Raw genomic sequence first — 18487 nt, 5'->3', positions numbered from 1 at the left:
CTAATCTGTCACAGGTATAATTACATCAGAGTAATTTTATGAGTACAGAGTTCAGATCACCAGATATCCCAAATGCGCCGCTGATTGTTGATGCTGTTTATAAAGCTGATGCAAGTTCAGCTGGCGGATTTGACTGTCTGCCGGAATTGCTCGGTTGCGGCAATCGCGGCGGTTTTCGCCGGGTAGGAAGCGCGGCAAAAGGCTACAAATTTGTGGTACTTTACTCATCCCTAGGTGACCCGGACTGGCCGGATTCGATAGATTACTACAACGGCATGGTGACCTACTACGGCGATAATAAAAATGCTGGTGCCGATCTGCACGGCACAGCTCTTGGTGGCAACCAGTTCTTGCGCGATATTTTTGACGCTCTGCACCAGCAACAGTACGAAAAGATACCTCCTGTATTTCTCTTCACAAAAGGTGCCAACGGACGCGATGTAATTTTCAGAGGTCTGCTTATTCCGGGCAAGGCCGGCGTAACCAGCACAGAAGATCTTGTAGCGGTGTGGAAGATGAAAAAAGGCCAGCGTTTCCAGAACTATCGTGCCATTTTTACAGTTCTGAATGAACCGGTTGTAACGCGTGAGTGGATTAGGGATCTGCACGATGAAAATACAGAATCTGTTAATGCGCCGAAGCACTGGCTTAAATGGCGACTGGGTCAGAAGGTGCCGCCACCTCTAACTGCCGAAAGAACTGTAGATAACCGTACTAAAGAGGAGCAATTGCCTCAAGAGCCGGCTGGTTTGGAAATTTTGAATAGAATACACGGAGCATTTACTGATGACAGCTACGGCTTTGAAAAATGTGCCGCAGAACTTGTCAAATTAATGGATAAAAATGTGGCAAGCTATGACCTGACGCGCAGAACGAGAGATGGTGGTCGTGACGCAACCGGTGAATATAAGATAGGCTTGGAGGATAATTCCATCAAAGTAGAGTTTGCTATTGAAGCCAAGTGCTACTCTATCCGTAGTTCAGTCGGTGTCAGGGAGACTTCCAGATTGATCTCCCGCTTAAGACACAGGCAGGTTGGCTTCCTTGTTACAACTTCTTATGTCAATGACCAGGCCTACAAGGAAATCATTGAAGATGGTCACCCCGTTGTGATTATATCCGGAGGCGATATCGTAAGGATACTTGAGGGTGCAGGCTATAATGATACAAAATCTGTAGAAAAATGGCTACGGAGCCTAAAAGAAGATTAAACTTTAGCAACTTTTAATTCGGATGATCTGGCCGGTGACATATCAATTTCCTGGAGTGTTTCCTGCCGACTTATGACTCGTGGTACTTGACTGACGACATCGTAAACTATGTCCGCGATTTGTGAGGCCAGCAGTGGCGGAACGGCGTTTCCCACCTGGTGGTACTGCTGTGTGCGCGGGCCGACGAAGTAATAGTTATCAGGGAATGATTGAAGTCGTGCGGCTTCGCGCACGGTCAAACTGCGACATTGAGATGCATCGTAGTGAATATTGTAGTGGCCATCTTTGGATATATGGCATGTGATGGTAGTCGCTGGTCGATCAGTCTGCTGGACCCGGAATCTGTCATCGAATGCACCTTTATCGAGTGATCTACCCACATTCTTATGCTTCGGCAATAACTGCGTAGGAAAGTCCTTCATGCGTGGTGACCTTCCGAATGCACTGGTATAAGCAGCAGCGAAGAAATACCGGTACAGGTCTTCCTTCATGTGTCCCCGCGCAATATGGTTAACGACACCTCCGATTTTCGGGTCATTGAACCAGTCGGACCTGTATGCCGACTTCACATCCGCCTCCGCAAACTCACTGCCGGTACTGAGGTCGCTGCGAATCGCTTTCAAACACTCATCCATTTTTACTTTGAGGGCTTTCGCATCTACGGGGCTACCGTTCTCAACAGCCGGTTTATACTGTTTGTACCATTCCTGTTTATTTATGTCCGCCAGGAAATCGTACCATTCCTCGGCACCGCCTGCCGGACGAGTAAATGAGCTTCTGAGCTTAGGCAGATCGGCAAGCAGACTTTCTACAGTAACTTTATCTTCTCGTGGCGTGAGGGTTCGTGGTTTAACATCAATATCACTGCGAATTCCGAGGAGTATTACACGGTGACGCATCTGGCCCACGCCATAGTTTTCAGATTGAATGATGTAATCGGTCGGTTTGAGCTCTGAGCCATCGTCTTTTGATACAACCAGAGAATAAATCTTATATTCCAGCCCGTTATGCTTATAGCCCGGAACATTGGAATCTTCCAGTGCATCTTTGGGGTGGCGAAGATCTTTCAGTATCTCATGAAAAATCTGTTTACCGTTAACTCTCGCAGACAGCATGCCTTTTACGTTTTCCATCACGAAAACAGCAGGTTTATAGTTGGCAATGATCTTCAGGTATTCCAGATACAGGAAGTTTCGATTATCCTCCTCCTGTTTCTGCAGGCCCGCACCGTTTGCTTGGCGGCGGGACCGGCCAATGACCGAATAAGCCTGGCAAGGTGGTCCACCGATCAGCACCCACGGTTTATCCGGATTATCTTCGAAGACCTGGTTCAGTCGCTGGGTAATAAGGACGTCGTGTTCTTTATTGCCGAGCTCTGCCAGTATTGCGCGCTTTTTAGCAGCCGCTGCCTGTATCGGGTAGAGATCGAATAGCTCATCTTTTGTGATCTCCTGTCGCAGATACTGATAGTACTCGTCCGGAGCGTTACCATGAAACTCGTGAAAGAAGCTCCGAAGTTCAAGGGTCTGATGCGCCCATGCATCCATTTCAACAGAGGCGGTTATATTGAAGGGATTGCCGGTCGTGCCTGAGGGGGTGAAGGAAGCGAAGCCTTCACTCAACCCACCGGGGCCGGCGAACAAATCTATAACAGGGATATCATCAGTAACTCTTATTTGCATCTTGTGTATTAAAGCCTAAGCGCTTTGCTTCCTCAAGTATTTTAACACTATGTTGGGTTTGTTTGCGTGATGGCTTCCGTCCTCGGGCGAGTAATTGGCCCACTGAGTAGGCAATACCGCGCTGCCAAGGCTGTAGGTTGTCTGTTTCCTTCGCCCATGACGATAACTGGAACCAGACATCAGCGCCTACGCCCGTAACTGCAGCGGTGTCAACGCCATCAGCCTCGGTTTCTTCCCATTCGCCCTTGCCTGACGCAACATCCTCAACTTTGTGGTTGGCAGTCAGAAGCTCAGCGCTCAGCGCCGACGGTAGCACAATCCCCTTATTTTTTAACTGCTTCCAGCACTCTTCTTTTTTACACCATTCTGTAACGTTAGCATTACCAGGAGCATTTACGATATGATCAAAAACAACTTCTGAAATACTGTCAATGGCATCACGAAGCGCCGGCGAAAGCATCTGGTTCTTCCAAATACTATCAAGGTCGAGACGCTGAGCAGAAAGATGTGAAATGAGCGCCAATGTGTACGTAACAATATTGGCACGATAGCCACCGTATTTACGCGCCTGAACTATCTTTTCAGCTGCCCTGAACATCAGTGCTTTCGCAGCAAGGCGCTGGAAATAAGTCTGATTAGGCGAACGACCATGCCGATCTTTGAGTCGTATAGTGAATTCCCGGAAGTTTTTCTGCGCACCTCGGCTTACGAGATATGGCAACTGATCCCAGGTGTTCTCAAACTTTGCAAGGTCAGTTTTGGTAAATTTCTGAGAATTGGGGTTGACCAGCTCGAATGCTTTTTTACGAGCAGGCGTACCTTCGCGGTTTTTATCGTCAGTGTACTGACCACGTGCGCGCTCATAATACCAGCGAGTCTGACGTTGTGTGCCCTGTTGCGCCGGAGCCCAGATGGTGCGTGAAAGCTCCTCAATCTCACGGTGAAACGGATCGTTAGCTGAAAAATCAGCTGTCTGAACTTTGTTCTGGCTGTTTGAATATTGAGAGATAAGTGGCACAAAGTCATCCATTTTGCCCAGATCGTCAATAACAGTCAGTTTTACCTGTACGAATACTTCAGAGACATCTGCTTTGTCCTTTTTGGTTGCATGGTAGAGCGAGGCTGTAGTCTGAGCACCGTTTACAATCTGGAAGTCACGCAAGCTCTTTATCGCCAGCCCGCCATCGGACTGCTCTAAAATCTGAATCATTTCAGATGTACCGGCTATTCCATTGTTATAAGCAAGAAACATGTACGGTTCTTCTAAAATAGTTCGTCGAATACCCGAATTGACCTGGCCTCTTGCCTGTAGAAACGAACGGACATTTCTTTCCAATAAGCGTGTGCCATATTCCCCGTACAGATCAACCAGAACACTTGCCGGAAATATTGCCAGGTAGGTGGTGTAATCAGGGTTGCCTTTAGGCATTTTCAAACACGGAATTGCGTGGCCGAAGCGCTGCTCAAAGTCAATCTCTATCGTCTCCCGCTTTTTACCCGAAGTCCAGACTTTATAGAGACGCTCAATATCCCATAGATGGTAAGAAACTATGACGCCATTCAACTCAGTGTCTTTGTGCTTAACATCTTTGACAAGTCCATCGGTCAGATACATCAGCCGCACTTTTGTGACGGACTTCCTGACATCGTAAATCCGTTGTGCCAAGTCAAAAACCGGTGAAGCTTCCTCAAGTGATTCGTAAAGTCCTGTCAGTGCTTTATCAACAAAGTTAAGGCCGCGCTTGAAGCCGGCAACCACATCTGCTGATGCGACTGTTTCGGGTGGTGTAACAGAGGTATACTTACTGATGAATATATCAAATACCTCTTCGTCCTCACTTAGGCTGTATCCGTTTACCTGTAGGCCCTTGGCCCGGTAAGAACAGACGATACCATCATCAACCTCGCCGGCATCAGTGAGATATTCTATCATCAGCTCAGTGAACTTATCTTCCCGGAATGCCTCCTCACCTTCGATATCTGCAGTGGCAATTACCTGCTGGTGAATATCCTGGCTGAAATCTTCCAGACTTTTAACACTATTCATCGCCCGGCTCCAGTGTTGCAAATTCGGATAATCCAACTACGTGATGCTTGCACTCGGCCACATTGATAGAGTAAGTTACATCCCCAACTCCAGACCGGAGCTCTTTCTCAAGTATTCGTGGAAATTTATCAGTAACTAGAAAAAGGTTTTCTTCACGGATTTCATAACCAGCCATTTCATAAAGCCCGCTTTGTGCATCTAGGTAACCTGCCTGGAAAAGAGCGTCTTCGAAATAATTCAAAGCCCTGCCGTCCTCTCGGGCTTTTTTACGTATAAATTCCACAACCTTCGGCAGCGTATTCTCATTGCCTGGCAGTTCGGCAACCGACAGATGATAAAGAAACAGGCGGTTAAAGGTGCCTTCATCCAGTTGTCGCTCGCTGGCAATAGTTAATTTCTGATGCTGCTTGGCTTTAGTTGTTTTTACTTCTATAGCATCGCGACCAAAGTAGTAATCCTGCTGCTCGGCGCTAAATCCTTTCCAGCCGAATACTGCCCTTGTTCCCTGTGTCGGCAGTAAATGGGTGGCTAAAATATAGAGTTCACCGTAGAGGCCGCGTGCAGCATCTTCTGACAGACCTTCGTGACCACCAGATTCTATCAGCTGCTGCCATTTAATAAGCCGAGTAATCATTATTTCCAATGCATCGTTTTCGTCCTTGATAGGATGAAGTTCAGCTGCCAGATCCTCAATGAGAATAGCGAAGACATCAGCGAATCTGGTAGCCTTTAGGGTGATCAGTAAGGCGGCTTTATCTTTTTGGTTTGCGACTGATTCACGCTTACTGATCTCTAGTCCTTTGAATGCAGGCAGATCTTCCAGTTTATCCATAGCCTGCAGACTGACCTCCAGCGCAAATACTCTGCGACCTCCCGGAAACTCAGTTCCAATAAACGCGTCCAAGCTGCTTTCCGGGATTACTCGCCTTACCAGAAAATGCGGCTTACGGCTGTTCGCAGCTTCCTGCTCTATCTCTGTCCATATATCCGCGAAGCTCCTATTCATCCTCGTCTTTACCCATCGCTACTTCGTTTAACATGTAGTTCGTTTTTACGGCCGTCGGGCTTTGCGGGAAACTGATCGCGTAACCTACAACAGGTGTTCTGAGCTCTTCGCCGATCAGCTTTGGGTTCAGAGTGTACAGGATCAGCATTCCATTACGCGGGTTGCGCACTCGTCTTGCAAACCTGCCGGTTGGTTTTTCCGGTGGCGCCGCGCTGCGCCGACGACGGTTCGGATCAGCCCAATCTTCACGAGTCAGACTTAAGGCACGACCACGCTCCTCTGAGTCCAGATCCTCATACTCATCGCCAGGACTGATAATATGACTTCTATTTATTATGTATACATTTGGATTTGAATTCTTGTCATCATTCCGACGATCTGTCAGGCCGATATCAAGACCACCCAGAACTGTCCGGTTTTCTGGCTTGGCATTTGAGACAAGCAGTACCGTCCAGTCTGTGAGCTCGCCTTTTCTGGTCATGTCACTGATGTATTTCGAGGCGCCGGCTGCTTTCACGGCGAGAGGATGTGTTACCAGACCGTTCAGAAAACCGATGACTTTCTTGCCGGTTACGTCCCGCCACATGAAGCTGCTTTTGCCACGTTTTTCATATTCGCCAAGTCCTTTTATAAACTCATCCGTGAAAGTGAAGTTTGCTTGGTGCACTCTTTCTTCTCTGGCATAGTAAACAAGCTCTACCAGCTCCTCGCTGTAGGAGATAGGTACTTCTACACCGGAGCGCATCTTGTTCAATGCTGTCACGATCAGTTTCTTTCCCGGATCGGTGCGGACCTTGAGACCATAGTCACTTGGTGTTCCACCGGTCTCTGCCATACGATCAAAGTCAGCCAGAAGTTCATCGCTCGCCAGAGTTATGTGTTCATACCATGACAGCAGTTCACTCGTTGTATAAAGCCGGCACAAATGCAAGTAGCCGGGGCGGTATCCGAACCATCTACCCATCTGCATAAGGGTGTCATACATTTTTGTAGAGCGCAGATAATAACTTACCGACAACCCTTCCAGGGTCAGTCCACGCGAAAGCTTGTCGCCACCAATGGCTATCACGCTGAGTCCCTGATCGCGGTGATCAGCATAATCTAAGGCGTCTTTTGCCTGGCCGTTCATGATTTTAATAGTGATCTTTGAGCTCGCTTCAAACAACGCATCTCTGACTTCAGGCCACCCAATATCCGCATGTTCGTAATCGTTCATTTTTGCAGTTGTGTGCTCGAAATCGTCATTCCACAACTCTTCAAGCTCATCAAGTACTGAAGTAGAAGCACCGCCATCTCCCATTTCCAGCCGCCGGCGGATGTACCGCAGCTCATCTTCGACCAGCTCGGCTACCTTGGCCTGCACATTATTGAATCTTGTGACGTGAACAAGCATTGAGTTATGGTCGGTTGCCTGGCCACCTGCCCGACGGGCAGCGCAGACAAGTATGAATGCACGGATCGCGTGCTTGAGTGTTTCTGGCAACTCTTCAGGATCATGATCCTTCTTATGACCCAGTGGGAATGCAGCCTCCCAATCATCCACTTCTCTGTAAAGCGGAAGACGGGGTGATGCGCTGATCCCCAGGTCCGGGTTACCATCAGTTCCAAATATCTGAGAAGGGCCTATATAGCTGGATGGCGGTGCCAGATTAACGATGAAATTTTCAGGAAAGAGATCCTTCCCGTGTGTGTCAGTTTTGTTGTCACCGGATATAAAAATGTTGGCGAAAGGAGTTGCGGTGTAGGCAACGTACGCACTTTTAGTGAATGTGCTCAGAATTTCCCTAATCTTGCCGTTGATAGCAGTAACATCATAATCTTCCATAGGCTTGCCGTCTTCATCAACAGGGATTTTCTTAGTATTTACAGATGCATTATCTGCTTCATCGTCAATCAGCAGTAACGGAATGTTAGGAATGATTTTTCTGCCATTGGATGGGTCTTCAATGCCACGAACACTGACTGCCCACTGCAGTAGATTGCTGAGTACGCTTTTGTTCTTCTTCACAACAAGTATTACCGGTTCACCGCCAAACATGGCTGAGGCCTGCATCGCGAAGCTTTTTTTGAAGTCGCCTTTATTCTCGCTACTTGTCAGTGAATGTACGGTCAGAAGTGGCTCATCCGGCAGTTTACCAACTCCAATACGCTCATTATTGTTTTGGAAACTCCGGCTTTTCTGAGTGTCAAAACCGAGTATTCCCTCGTCAACGCGGAGTTGAGTTTGGGCGCGAAGGCTATCGTGCATACCTGTAAGGATAACGATAACTTTGTATCCGGAGTCAATGGCTTTCGAGATGAGACCTATGTAATTACCAGTTTTCCCTGACTGGACACGTCCAACCACCATACCGCGAGTATCCCATGATCCGTCTCTTTCAGGAACCTCCAGTCTCTCTAAAACCCTGTCAGTCATTTTGTCCAGCCCGTTAGTTACTGCCGGGGGCAGACCTACCGATCTTTCAAGGTACTTTCGATAACGGTTCCAGAACCTCCAGTTTATTTTGGCACGCTGTTCCGGTAACCATTCCTGATGTCCTTCATTTTTGACCAGGGAAGTTGCGTCATCGACATAGATTGAGATTTTTGACTCAATTTCCCTAGCCAGCTGGCTAACATCAATTTGGGTAGCTTCAGTTTCAGGAAAAATCTTTATTACATCCTCAATCTTACGACGTATTAATTCGACGGTAGGATTTTTCTCGGCTTCAAGAAGCGTAAAAACCATGCCTGAAACTTTATTCTTGTAATCGGTATTCACACTGCGCTCCTTTCAAGTCCCTTCAAATATGGCACCAGGTCATCCGTGTACTGGTTAAACGGCTCCATTGTCTGAATCGCTTCAATGGCTTCGCTTTCGGTACGTTCAATCAGGAGAATCCGGTATATGTCCGTGGCCAGCCGTTTTACTTCACCTTCGGCTGCCTGCTCAAAGGGCTGGGCCTGCTTGCCCGGGCTCTCGGCGTTATCAACCATAATGGTTGGTACGGGCACAGTTTCCTCAATCAACTTGAGGAGGTTGCTAACTTCTTTACTGACATCCTGCCGATCGAGTAACGATTTGATAAAGGGATGTTCACGATTGATTTTATAGGATATCTTGCCGTGCGTGATTTTCCTATCCCAGGTATAAGAAAATTTACCAGCATGCTGACGGGCAATGATTTTTCCTCTATGTCTATATACGTCAGCAGCTCTTTGTCTGGTAACCTCAGCCAGACGTTTCAGTTCGCGACGTAACGCAACGGGCGGGTATGCTCTTGATTTCTTGACATCAATTTCCCAGTGCTCATCCATTGAATTCGGTATATCTAGTAATATCCTTGCCAACTTATAGTGTTCTTCTTTTTGAAAACCGAGACCCAGCCATTCTCCTGCCACCAGCAGGCGGGAATTCCGATAAACGTAAAATCCCTGCTGCGCATTCCAGCCTTTTGGGCCAGCGGCCCGGGAGTGTACCTCTTGGCTGATTTTTGATACATGGGGCAGAACATACGGTTTAACTACAAGCTTACCGCCTAAGATATGGTGTGCTTCTTCTGTCAGGTTTTGTGTAGCGGGTTCGGATGTCAAAAAAGGATCCCATGGTTTCACCGGACGTGAGTTGACTGTAAATTTAGGTCCATTGATGCGCTCTAGATAACGGTGAAATACCATAGCCAGATGATTTTTCACTTTCTCTGCATCCTCCAAGAATTTATCATGATCGTGCCGGCTATCCACCTTTGTATCTTTAGTAAGCCTGTCCAGATTTTCCAGTAAAACAATTGTGCCGGATGGAGTGTCTGGAGCTTTATCTATAAGATGCTGCATAGTAGTAGAAGCACTCCTCAGCAACCTCCATTCGCCATGTTCGGTAACATAGTCCAGATCCCAGCAGCGTACTGCAAAATTGCCATCATTAGTTTTTGAGGCTACGGTCAGTTTTTTGCATTGCGAGAATGACGCGGTCTTTAAGCCCAGCCCGAATCTACCTAGGTCTTTCGGGCTGCGTTCTTCAAGCGGGCTTCGGCTGCCGGGACGCATGGCATTAATGAGCTCTTCCTCAGACATTCCGCAGCCGTCATCCTGTATGGAAATATATGAATCTTCACCATTCCAGAAAAAATCAATCGCAATATTCTTCGCTGATGCAGAGATACTGTTATCAACTATGTCAGCAATGGCAGTTGAGAGATCATAGCCAAAAGCGCGCAGCGACTGTATAAGCGCCTCTGGTCGGGGCGCTGCAATATCAAAGCCGGAGTCAATAGTATTTGTCATGTGGGACAGAGAATTTTAACAATGTTGCCAGAGGCTGCATCTGCCTGTATTTTACTCTGTTTTATCTCTGTTGACAAGGAAAGCTGACGGTGGTCTTACCTATCAAATATATGTCGAGGTCTCCATGCCTTTGCAATATTATTTATCCGGTTATACAATAATAATTGTTAACAATTTAACGTCCACACAATTCCACAGCGGGGTCAGAAAAAGGCTGTTCGCGAAAGCGTAGAAAGAAAGCCGATCGTGAGGAATTGATCATACAGTACCAACGGTGCCGTCTATGATTAATTCTTTGTGATCGGCTTTTTGATTGCCGAAAACACGAAGGGTTTGTGGTTATTACCAAATAACTACAAAGGAGGAAGTCATGAGTACTTCAACCCCAGATAATAAACTTAATGTAGAGCTGGTCAAAGTATCCAGTCTCAAAGCCGCTGCCTATAATCCGCGCAAGTGGGGTGAGGAGGCCATTGCCGGACTTACAGCAAGCATCAAACAGTTCGGCCTGGTCGACCCGATACTTGTCAACGGCGCGAACGAGCGTCGTAACATAGTCATAGGTGGTCACTTTCGGTTGAAGGTAGCCAGGGATCTCGGCTATAAGGAAGTGCCGGTCGTTTATATCAGTATTCCGGATGAAGCCAAAGAGAAAGAACTGAACCTGCGCCTTAACAGAAATCTCGGCGACTGGGACTACGAGTTGCTGGCCGAGTTTGACGAAGCACTCCTTGCAGACGTGGGCTTCGACAGTGAGGAGCTCGATGAAATCTTTGATATGGCAACTGATGAGCCGGAGAACTTCGACCTGGAAAAAGAGCTGCAGAAGCTGGGTATCAAGAAGAAAACCGTTCAGAAAGGTGACGTCTACCAGCTGGGCGACTCACGACTGATGTGCGGCGACAGCACTGTTGCCGAGGACTTCGATAAGCTGATGAACGGCGAACAGGCTGACATGTGCCTGACTGACCCGCCCTATATTCTTGATTATCTGCATGCCAAGCGTGGCGGTAAGCCGACCACCGGCTTCGGTGCCAAGAAAAACCGTCGATACCTGGAGACTGACGTACTGCCGCCGGACTTTACCGAGAAGTGGATGGCCAATGTCGCCCGCTATGCCGAGCCGGACTACTCGATAATCGTATACGAAAACTGGAAGAACCTCAGAGTCATATGGGGCGAAATGGAAAAGTACTGGAAGGTCAAAAACATGATTGTCTGGCACCTTCCGAATCGTCATCAGGGCTTCAGTGCTAAGTATAAGTTCTTCAGCAAACATGACATCGCTGTAGTCGGCGGTACCGGTACCGTGCCCTATAATCATGACCCTGAATCGGACGGGCTACAGGAGGAGTATGAAACAGCACTTTACGCCATCAGTGGCAAACCGCAGTGGGAGGGCTACAAAGGGGGCAAGAAATACCAGCCGACGGACTTCATAGAATTTCAGGCCAGTGATGAAAAGCATTCCGGCCAAGGTGTCGTCTTCGGCACTAAACCGATTGAGATACTAATCCCTTACATCAAAGTGCTTACAAAACGCGGTGACCTTATCGTTGAGCCGTTCTGCGGATCAGGATCAACTCTAATTGCCGCCACTAAGCTCAAGCGTCGCTGCTACATCATGGAAAAATCTCCTATATATGCGGAGGTGGCACTAAAGCGCTGGGAGAACCTGACCGGTCAGAAGCGGGTGAAGCTATGAGTCGCAACCAGGATAAAGACAAGCAGCTCCTACTGACGCAGCTGGCGAAAACACCCATTGTGGAGGCGGCCTGTAAACATGTCGGGCTGCCGCGGTCCACGTACTATCGCTGGCGCAAGGAGGATGAATCATTTGCCGATGCCTGTGATGAAACAATAGAGCTGAGTATCGGCAGAATTAATGACCTTGCCGAGTCGCAGCTCATAAACGCCATCAAAGACCAGAATATGTCTGCAATAACTTTCTGGCTGAAGCATCACCATCACCGCTACCGCAACCGGCTGGAAGTTGACGCACGCATTCAGGCTGTACAGCAGGAGCTGACACCCGACCAGGTAGAACTGGTCGGCAAAGCCCTGCAGCTGGCAGGTATCAGTCAGCTGCCCGAGGAAAAGGATGATGCTGAATAAAGATCTGCTGGAACGGCTATATACAGACCGTCAGGTAAGGACGGAGGTGACGGCAAACAGTCACCTCTACTTCTTTGCCACATACTTCTCGAACTACATGGAATATGAGATATCCGACCTGCACCGGGAGCTGTTCTCCATTACCGAACAGGATGAGACGCCGCTGGCGGTGGTGATGGCGTTCCGCGGTTCCGCCAAGTCGACCATCATTACCATGTCCTATCCCATCTGGGCGATTGTCGGCCGACAGCAGAAAAAGTTTGTAGTCATTGCCAGCCAGACGCAGTATCAGGCCCGAGTCCACCTGACTAATATCAAGCGTGAGCTGGAAAGTAATGAATTGCTGGCTAATGACCTCGGGCCGTTCACAGAACAGCGCGAGGAATGGGGTTCGACGTCTTTATATATACCGAAATATAATGCCCGTATAACAGCCATATCCACCGAGCAGAGCGTCCGCGGAATCCGTCACGGTGCCAAACGACCGGATCTCATCATTTCGGATGACGTCGAAGACGTACAGTCAGTTAAAACCAGGGAGGGACGTCAGAAAACCTTTGACTGGTACACGGGTGAGATAATTCCCGCCGGTGATACCTACACAAAGCGAATCGTGGTCGGCAATCTGCTCCATGAGGATTCACTGCTGATGCGCCTGATGTCGCTGATTCAGCGTAATGAAATTGATGGTACCTTCACAGAATGGCCGATAGTCAGGAACGGCGTGAGTACGTGGCCGGGTAAGTTTCCGGACATGGCGGCGGTTAAGAAAATGGAACGTAGTGTGGCCAGTCGAATCGCCTGGGAGCGTGAGTACATGCTAAATCTGGTGACAGATGATGATCAGATCATTTCGCATGACATGATTCACTACTATGATGAGCTGCCGGAACTGCTGCGCGGTCAGTACAGCCGGATCATTATAGGTGTCGACCTGGCAATATCCGAGAATGATAAAGCCGATTTTACAGCCATACTGGTGATATATATCCGTGGTAGCGGTGAGAATCAGCGTATGTATATTCAGCCTAATATCGTCAATAAACGCATGTCGTTCCCTGCTACAGTGGAGCAGCTCAAAGCAATGAGCGATTTTTACCGATACCCCAGGCTGTATATTGAGCAGACAGCCTATCAGGCTGCGGTTGTCCAGCAGCTGACAGCCGACGGTCTGGATGTCGCGGGCGTGACGCCGCATTCCGACAAGCGTTCACGTCTTAATATGATCGCCGACAGAATCCAGCGCGGTACGATTCTGTTCCCCAGAAAAGGTGCCGAACAGCTGATTACACAGCTGGTACACTTTGGCGTCGAAAAACACGATGACCTAGTGGACGCGCTGACGACAGCTGTTCTGGAGTTTATTCGTGATGACCGACGTGGCGGTACGGTACGAATCGGCACATGGGAGGAGCTATTCAGCGGACCGAACCCGTTCCGGCGCGGGCGGTCGTCCCGCAGCGGCCGCGACTACTGGTCGCGCCGTCTGGATGACTGGGAGGAAGCCACTTCCGGGGCGTGGGATTAACTTCTTGTTACTACTGGCTTTAATCTGATGGCAGCGGTACAATGGACATGTCTAGGATTCAAACAATTAGTTACGTGACCAGTCACGTAGTTGTGCCGATAAATGGGCAGCTACGTAAAAAAGAATAGGCATAACTGCTTGTTTGGGTCCTAGACAGTCCAGCGTGGCTGTCCTTTTATATACAGGCATCGGCGCATGGACCTAACAAGGAGGAACGCCGATGTCACTCATCATCTCGGAAAACGGAAAAGGCGCCCAGCGCCTGAACCCCAGCGGTTTTGATAAAGAAGATTACCTTCAGCAGTACATTTACAACAACCCTGACGCTGTGCCGGTTTATGAGATTGACGAAGATATACGCTTACTTATACTTGCCCGCGAATTCGGCACTGCAAGCGGTCCAATTGATGCGCTAGGTGTGGATCAGAACGGCAATATCTATCTTGTTGAAACCAAGCTGTACAAGAATCCTGATAAACGCACCGTGGTGGCACAGGTTCTGGATTACGGTGCGTCGTTATGGAGCAGTTCCATCGATTTTGCCGACTTTACCATGCAGCTTGATAAGCATGTACAGAAGCAGTTCGGCAGCTCGATCACGGAGAAGCTACAGGATTTCTTCGGAGTTGATGAAGACGGTGCTGAAATACTGATGAATAATATCCAAGCCAACCTGAATAACGGCACTTTCAAATTCGTGGTACTGATGGACAGTCTGCACAGGCAGCTGAAGGACCTGATACTGTTCATGAACCGCAACAGCCAGTTCGATGTCTACGCTGTCGAACTTGAATATTACAGACACCAGACGTTTGAAATCATAATTCCCAAGATGTTCGGCACGGAAGTAAAAAAGGATGTTGTGTCGGCTAAATCATCTCCGGGTGCAAGGCGAAAATGGGACGAAACAAGCTACTGGCAGGAGGTAAACTCCAGACTTGATGCACCCAAAATCGAGGCACTTCGCAAACTATACGACTGGGTCAGGGCGGAAGCCGACACAATTCGATGGGGTACTGGTGCTGCCCGGGGTTCATTTAATCCGCAATTCACACGTATATCCCCTATATCGTTCGTATCAGTATTCACGGACGGAGTTGTACAGGTAAGCTTCGGCTATCTGCCGGAAGATGTCGAGCTTCGTAAACGGCTGCGCGATACACTTGCCCGCCACATTAATGTGTCCGGCGTAACAGATCTCGGCGACACGGAGCTGAATAAGTGGCCTTCGATCCCCGCCGACTACGTTCAGGAGCATGCCGATGATATTGTCAGAGCTTTAACGGAATTCATTAAGTCCTAGACTTCCCAGGACCGTGGCGGTACTGTTGTGCTTGCCATGCTGGACAAAGCAATAACAGATCTAAAATACTGCCTGTACGCCCGTAAATCGAGCGAGTCGGACGAGCGACAGGCGATGTCAATTGACTCGCAGCTCGCCGAAATGCGGGCCTTGGCCGAGAACGATGGGCTGAATGTGGTTTGCGAACTTCAGGAGAGCTATTCGGCCAAAGATTCAGGCAAACGGCCGGTTTACAACAGAATGCTCGCCGGTTTAGCAAATGGTGAATATAATGCGATCCTGACTTGGGCGCCGGACCGCCTTTCCCGCAACGCCGGTGATCTTGGTGCGGTTGTCGATCTCATGGATCAGGGTAAGCTCCTGCATATTCGAACATACTCGCAGACGTTCACGAATAATCCGAATGAGAAATTCCTGCTGATGATTCTGTGCTCTCAGGCGAAACTTGAGAATGACAACAAGAGTATTAATGTCAAACGCGGTATAAAAACCAAATGTGAGATGGGCTGGCGGCCCGGCGTAGCGCCGCTTGGCTATATGAACCGGGCTTTCGGCGGTATAAACGATATTATTCTCGATCCGGAGCGTTCAGAGCTTATCAAGGAAGCGTTTCACAAAGCCGGTTACGAACGCTGGAGCGGCCGAAGGCTCAAAGCCTGGCTGGATGAACAGGGTTTCACCAACCGATCCGGTAAACCTATCAGTGTCAGTCAGATACTTGTTATTCTCAGCACACCCTTCTACTACGGTAGATTCCAGTATCCGCAGGCGCCGGATGCACCGTGGTACACGGGTGCTCATAAGCCGCTGATTTCCAAAGAGTTATTTGACCTAGTGCAAGAAACGAGAGGTGTTAATAAGGGTGTATGGGGATCAAAGACATTTGCCTTCAGGGGAATGTTGAAATGTGGCCAATGTAATGCCGATATCACAGCGCAGGACAAGTTCAAGATTCTGAAAAGCGGGGATACCAAGAGATTCGTTTATTACAACTGCACGCGTCGAAAAGACCCTGATTGCAAGGAAAAATATGTCAGCGAAACGAAACTGTGTGAGTTACTTCAAGCTTTTATTGAAGAACATTATCATAAGATAGAGATATCTGAGAAATTACGGGCCAAAGTAGACAAGCACTACTATGTAACGAAGACTTTGCTAGGACACTACAAAATTGATCAAAAACTAGACAACCCATTGATTGAATACTCACGATATATACTTACGAGCGGAACAGAAAGTGAAAGGATCATATTCGCTGGCGGTATTAATACAAAGTTGAAGATTTTTAACGGAGAATTAGGATTTTATCAGAGCCAAGTCAGTTCTTCTCAAAAGCTGAGCGTTTAACGCCACTACTACTGTTGATATTGACATTAGAACCGCACCCAAGGCAGGGGCCAGTACTATGCCCGATCCAAACAGGACACCTGCTGCTAAAGGAATGGCAAACACATTGTAACCAGTAGCCCAAACCAGGTTCTGGGTCATTTTGCTGTACGTACGCTTTGAAAGGTTTATGACTTTTACTACATCTTGAGGATCGCTTTTCACCAATATAATATCTGCTGATTTGATTGCTACATCCGTGCCAGCACCGATAGCTATGCCTATATCCGCTTGCGTAAGTGCAGGAGCGTCATTTATGCCGTCACCTACCATTGCAACTTTTTGTCCATTTTGCTGTAGTTCTTTTACCTTGGCAGCTTTGTCTTCAGGTCTGACTTCTGCAAAATACTGGTCTAAGCCAAGCTGTTTTGAAACATATGCCGCAACCTCGTTGGAATCGCCCGTTATCATAGCGATTTTTATACCAAGACCATGAAGTGCCTGGATAGCGTCCTTTGATTCTGGTCGTACCTCGTCAGCCAATGCTAATGCACCTATGACTACACTGTCTTTTATAAGATAAACCTCTGCCTTGCCGACTTTGGCAGCCTGTTTGATGCTCTCGCGTATATCTTTTGGTATCGACAGGTTGTGGTCTGTAATATAGCGGTATCCTGCTGCAACAAAGCTGTCTCTGCCGTGCAGTGTGCCCTGCACGCCAATTCCAGGCAGCGCTTTAAAATTGGTAACTTCATCGAGATGGACGTCCTCCTCCTCGGCTTTGCGTGCGATGCCTTTACCCACGATGTGTTCGCTGTTCTGCTCTAAGCTAGCGGTTAGATGTAATATGGCTTTCTTGCTATAGCCTTTAGTTGCCCATATATCAGTTACCCCGTGCTTACCTTTGGTAAGCGTACCCGTTTTATCAAACAGTACCCAGTCTAATTTTCTTGCAGACTCAAGCGCAAGACGCTTTCTGACAAGTAGCCCATTTTTTGCAGATAGTGCGGTCGAAATTGATACTACTAATGGAATTGCTAGGCCTAGTGCGTGCGGACAAGCGATTATCAGAACCGTAACCGACCTCTCTAATGCAAAACCCGCATCTTTGGCAATCAGCCAGAATACAAAAGTAACGATTGAAGTAGCGATTGCAACGACAGTCAGATAAAAGGCGGCTTTATCGGCAAGCACCTGCACGTTAGACTTTGAGCTTTGTGCCTCAGCTACAAGTCGCATAATACCCGCCAGCGCAGTATCCTGACCGAGTTTTGTGATTTTTACTGTCAGTGAGCCATCCTGATTGTTTGTACCAGCGACAACTTCATCATCTACACCTTTAGTTACGGGTTTGCTTTCGCCAGTGATAGCAGCTTCATCAACTGACGAGCTGCCGTCCACAATCACACCATCAACGGGTATGCTTGCACCTGGACGGATTAACACCAAGTCGCCGACCTTTAGCTCACTGACAAGCACCTGTTTTGGCTTACCATTAACTAACTTTTCGGCTTTATCAGGTAGCAGCTTAGAGATGGCATCAAGTGCATTTTCAGCCTTAGCAACCGATGCCATCTCCAGCCAATGACCAAGCAGCATAATCGTTACTAAGGTCGCCAGCTCCCAAAAGAACGTTTCGCCCTTAATAAAAAACTGTGTTGCAACGCTATATACATAAGCAGTGATAATTGCCAGGCTGATCAAAGTCATCATACCTGGCAGTTTGGCTTTTAGCTCACCCAACGCACTACGAATGAACACCATACCGCCATAAAAGAATATGACAGAACTTAGTACAAACGGTACATACTGCGAACCAGGAAATGCTGGCGGCGTAAAGTTCAGCCAATGCTGTATCATTTCGGAATAGACAAGCACAGGAATAGTCAGCAGCAACGATAGCCAGAACTTATTCTTAAACATTGCTACCGAATGACCGGCGTGCTTGTCGTGCTCCTGGTGCTCATTGTTATCGTGATGATGTTCGTGGTGAGAGTGATCCATAG

Annotated in this window: 12 protein-coding genes; 6 read left to right on the top strand and 6 right to left on the bottom strand. The window is 48.1% G+C overall.

The genetic code is table 11. The features are described from left to right. Window positions 1-38 precede the first annotated feature (38 nt). Entirely contained in the window at window positions 39-1211 is a 1173-nt protein-coding gene (locus tag JNJ66_07275) for a restriction endonuclease (protein MBL8160225.1), read from the top strand. On the opposite strand, the gene JNJ66_07270 is transcribed toward JNJ66_07275, so the two are convergent. The 5 genes from JNJ66_07270 to JNJ66_07250 are packed head-to-tail and all read right to left on the bottom strand — an operon-like array spanning window position 1208 to window position 10209. After that, window positions 1208-2887 carry a DNA cytosine methyltransferase gene (locus tag JNJ66_07270; GenBank protein ID MBL8160224.1) on the bottom strand — a complete coding sequence of 560 codons (1680 nt, stop codon included), beginning with the start codon at window positions 2885-2887 and terminating at the stop codon, window positions 1208-1210. The genes JNJ66_07275 and JNJ66_07270 overlap by 4 nt on opposite strands. After that, window positions 2874-4940 carry an AIPR family protein gene (locus JNJ66_07265; GenBank protein MBL8160223.1) on the bottom strand — a complete coding sequence of 689 codons (2067 nt, stop codon included), beginning with the start codon at window positions 4938-4940 and terminating at the stop codon, window positions 2874-2876. Before JNJ66_07265 ends, JNJ66_07270 begins: the two co-directional genes overlap by 14 nt. Continuing rightward, window positions 4933-5946 carry a PD-(D/E)XK motif protein gene (locus JNJ66_07260; protein ID MBL8160222.1) on the bottom strand — a complete coding sequence of 338 codons (1014 nt, stop codon included), beginning with the start codon at window positions 5944-5946 and terminating at the stop codon, window positions 4933-4935. The genes JNJ66_07265 and JNJ66_07260 overlap by 8 nt, the downstream gene beginning before the upstream one ends. Continuing rightward, complete coding sequence (locus JNJ66_07255; protein ID MBL8160221.1) at window positions 5939-8674, bottom strand: Z1 domain-containing protein; 2736 nt, start codon at window positions 8672-8674, stop codon at window positions 5939-5941. Before JNJ66_07255 ends, JNJ66_07260 begins: the two co-directional genes overlap by 8 nt. Window positions 8675-8703: 29 nt before the next feature. Next, complete coding sequence (locus JNJ66_07250) at window positions 8704-10209, bottom strand: ATP-binding protein (protein ID MBL8160220.1); 1506 nt, start codon at window positions 10207-10209, stop codon at window positions 8704-8706. Between the two features lie 370 nt (window positions 10210-10579). On the opposite strand from JNJ66_07250, the gene JNJ66_07245 reads away from it, so the two are divergent. The 5 genes from JNJ66_07245 (at window position 10580) to JNJ66_07225 (ending at window position 16502) form a co-directional block, all read left to right on the top strand. Then, window positions 10580-11914 carry a DNA modification methylase gene (locus JNJ66_07245; GenBank protein ID MBL8160219.1) on the top strand — a complete coding sequence of 445 codons (1335 nt, stop codon included), beginning with the start codon at window positions 10580-10582 and terminating at the stop codon, window positions 11912-11914. Then, window positions 11911-12324 carry a hypothetical protein gene (locus JNJ66_07240; protein MBL8160218.1) on the top strand — a complete coding sequence of 138 codons (414 nt, stop codon included), beginning with the start codon at window positions 11911-11913 and terminating at the stop codon, window positions 12322-12324. Before JNJ66_07245 ends, JNJ66_07240 begins: the two co-directional genes overlap by 4 nt. Further along, window positions 12314-13852 carry a phage terminase large subunit gene (gene terL / locus JNJ66_07235; GenBank protein MBL8160217.1) on the top strand — a complete coding sequence of 513 codons (1539 nt, stop codon included), beginning with the start codon at window positions 12314-12316 and terminating at the stop codon, window positions 13850-13852. The genes JNJ66_07240 and terL overlap by 11 nt, the downstream gene beginning before the upstream one ends. A 220-nt stretch (window positions 13853-14072) precedes the next feature. Then, the gene (locus JNJ66_07230; protein MBL8160216.1) at window positions 14073-15155 is read left to right on the top strand and encodes a hypothetical protein; all 1083 of its coding nucleotides are present in this window, start codon (window positions 14073-14075) and stop codon (window positions 15153-15155) included. A gap of 27 nt (window positions 15156-15182) precedes the next feature. After that, window positions 15183-16502 (top strand): recombinase family protein, encoded by a 1320-nt coding sequence (locus JNJ66_07225; protein MBL8160215.1) that lies wholly within the window; start codon window positions 15183-15185, stop codon window positions 16500-16502. Here the strand turns inward: JNJ66_07225 and JNJ66_07220 are convergent. Next, the gene (locus JNJ66_07220; protein ID MBL8160214.1) at window positions 16452-18485 is read right to left on the bottom strand and encodes a heavy metal translocating P-type ATPase; all 2034 of its coding nucleotides are present in this window, start codon (window positions 18483-18485) and stop codon (window positions 16452-16454) included. The genes JNJ66_07225 and JNJ66_07220 overlap by 51 nt on opposite strands. Window positions 18486-18487: the final 2 nt, after the last annotated feature.

Source organism: Candidatus Saccharibacteria bacterium, assembly GCA_016789455.1.
Taxonomy (GTDB): domain Bacteria; phylum Patescibacteriota; class Saccharimonadia; order Saccharimonadales; family Saccharimonadaceae; genus CAIJKY01.
The sequence above is the reverse complement of the archived record's forward strand: the minus strand, read 5'-3'. Positions and strand labels throughout refer to the sequence as shown.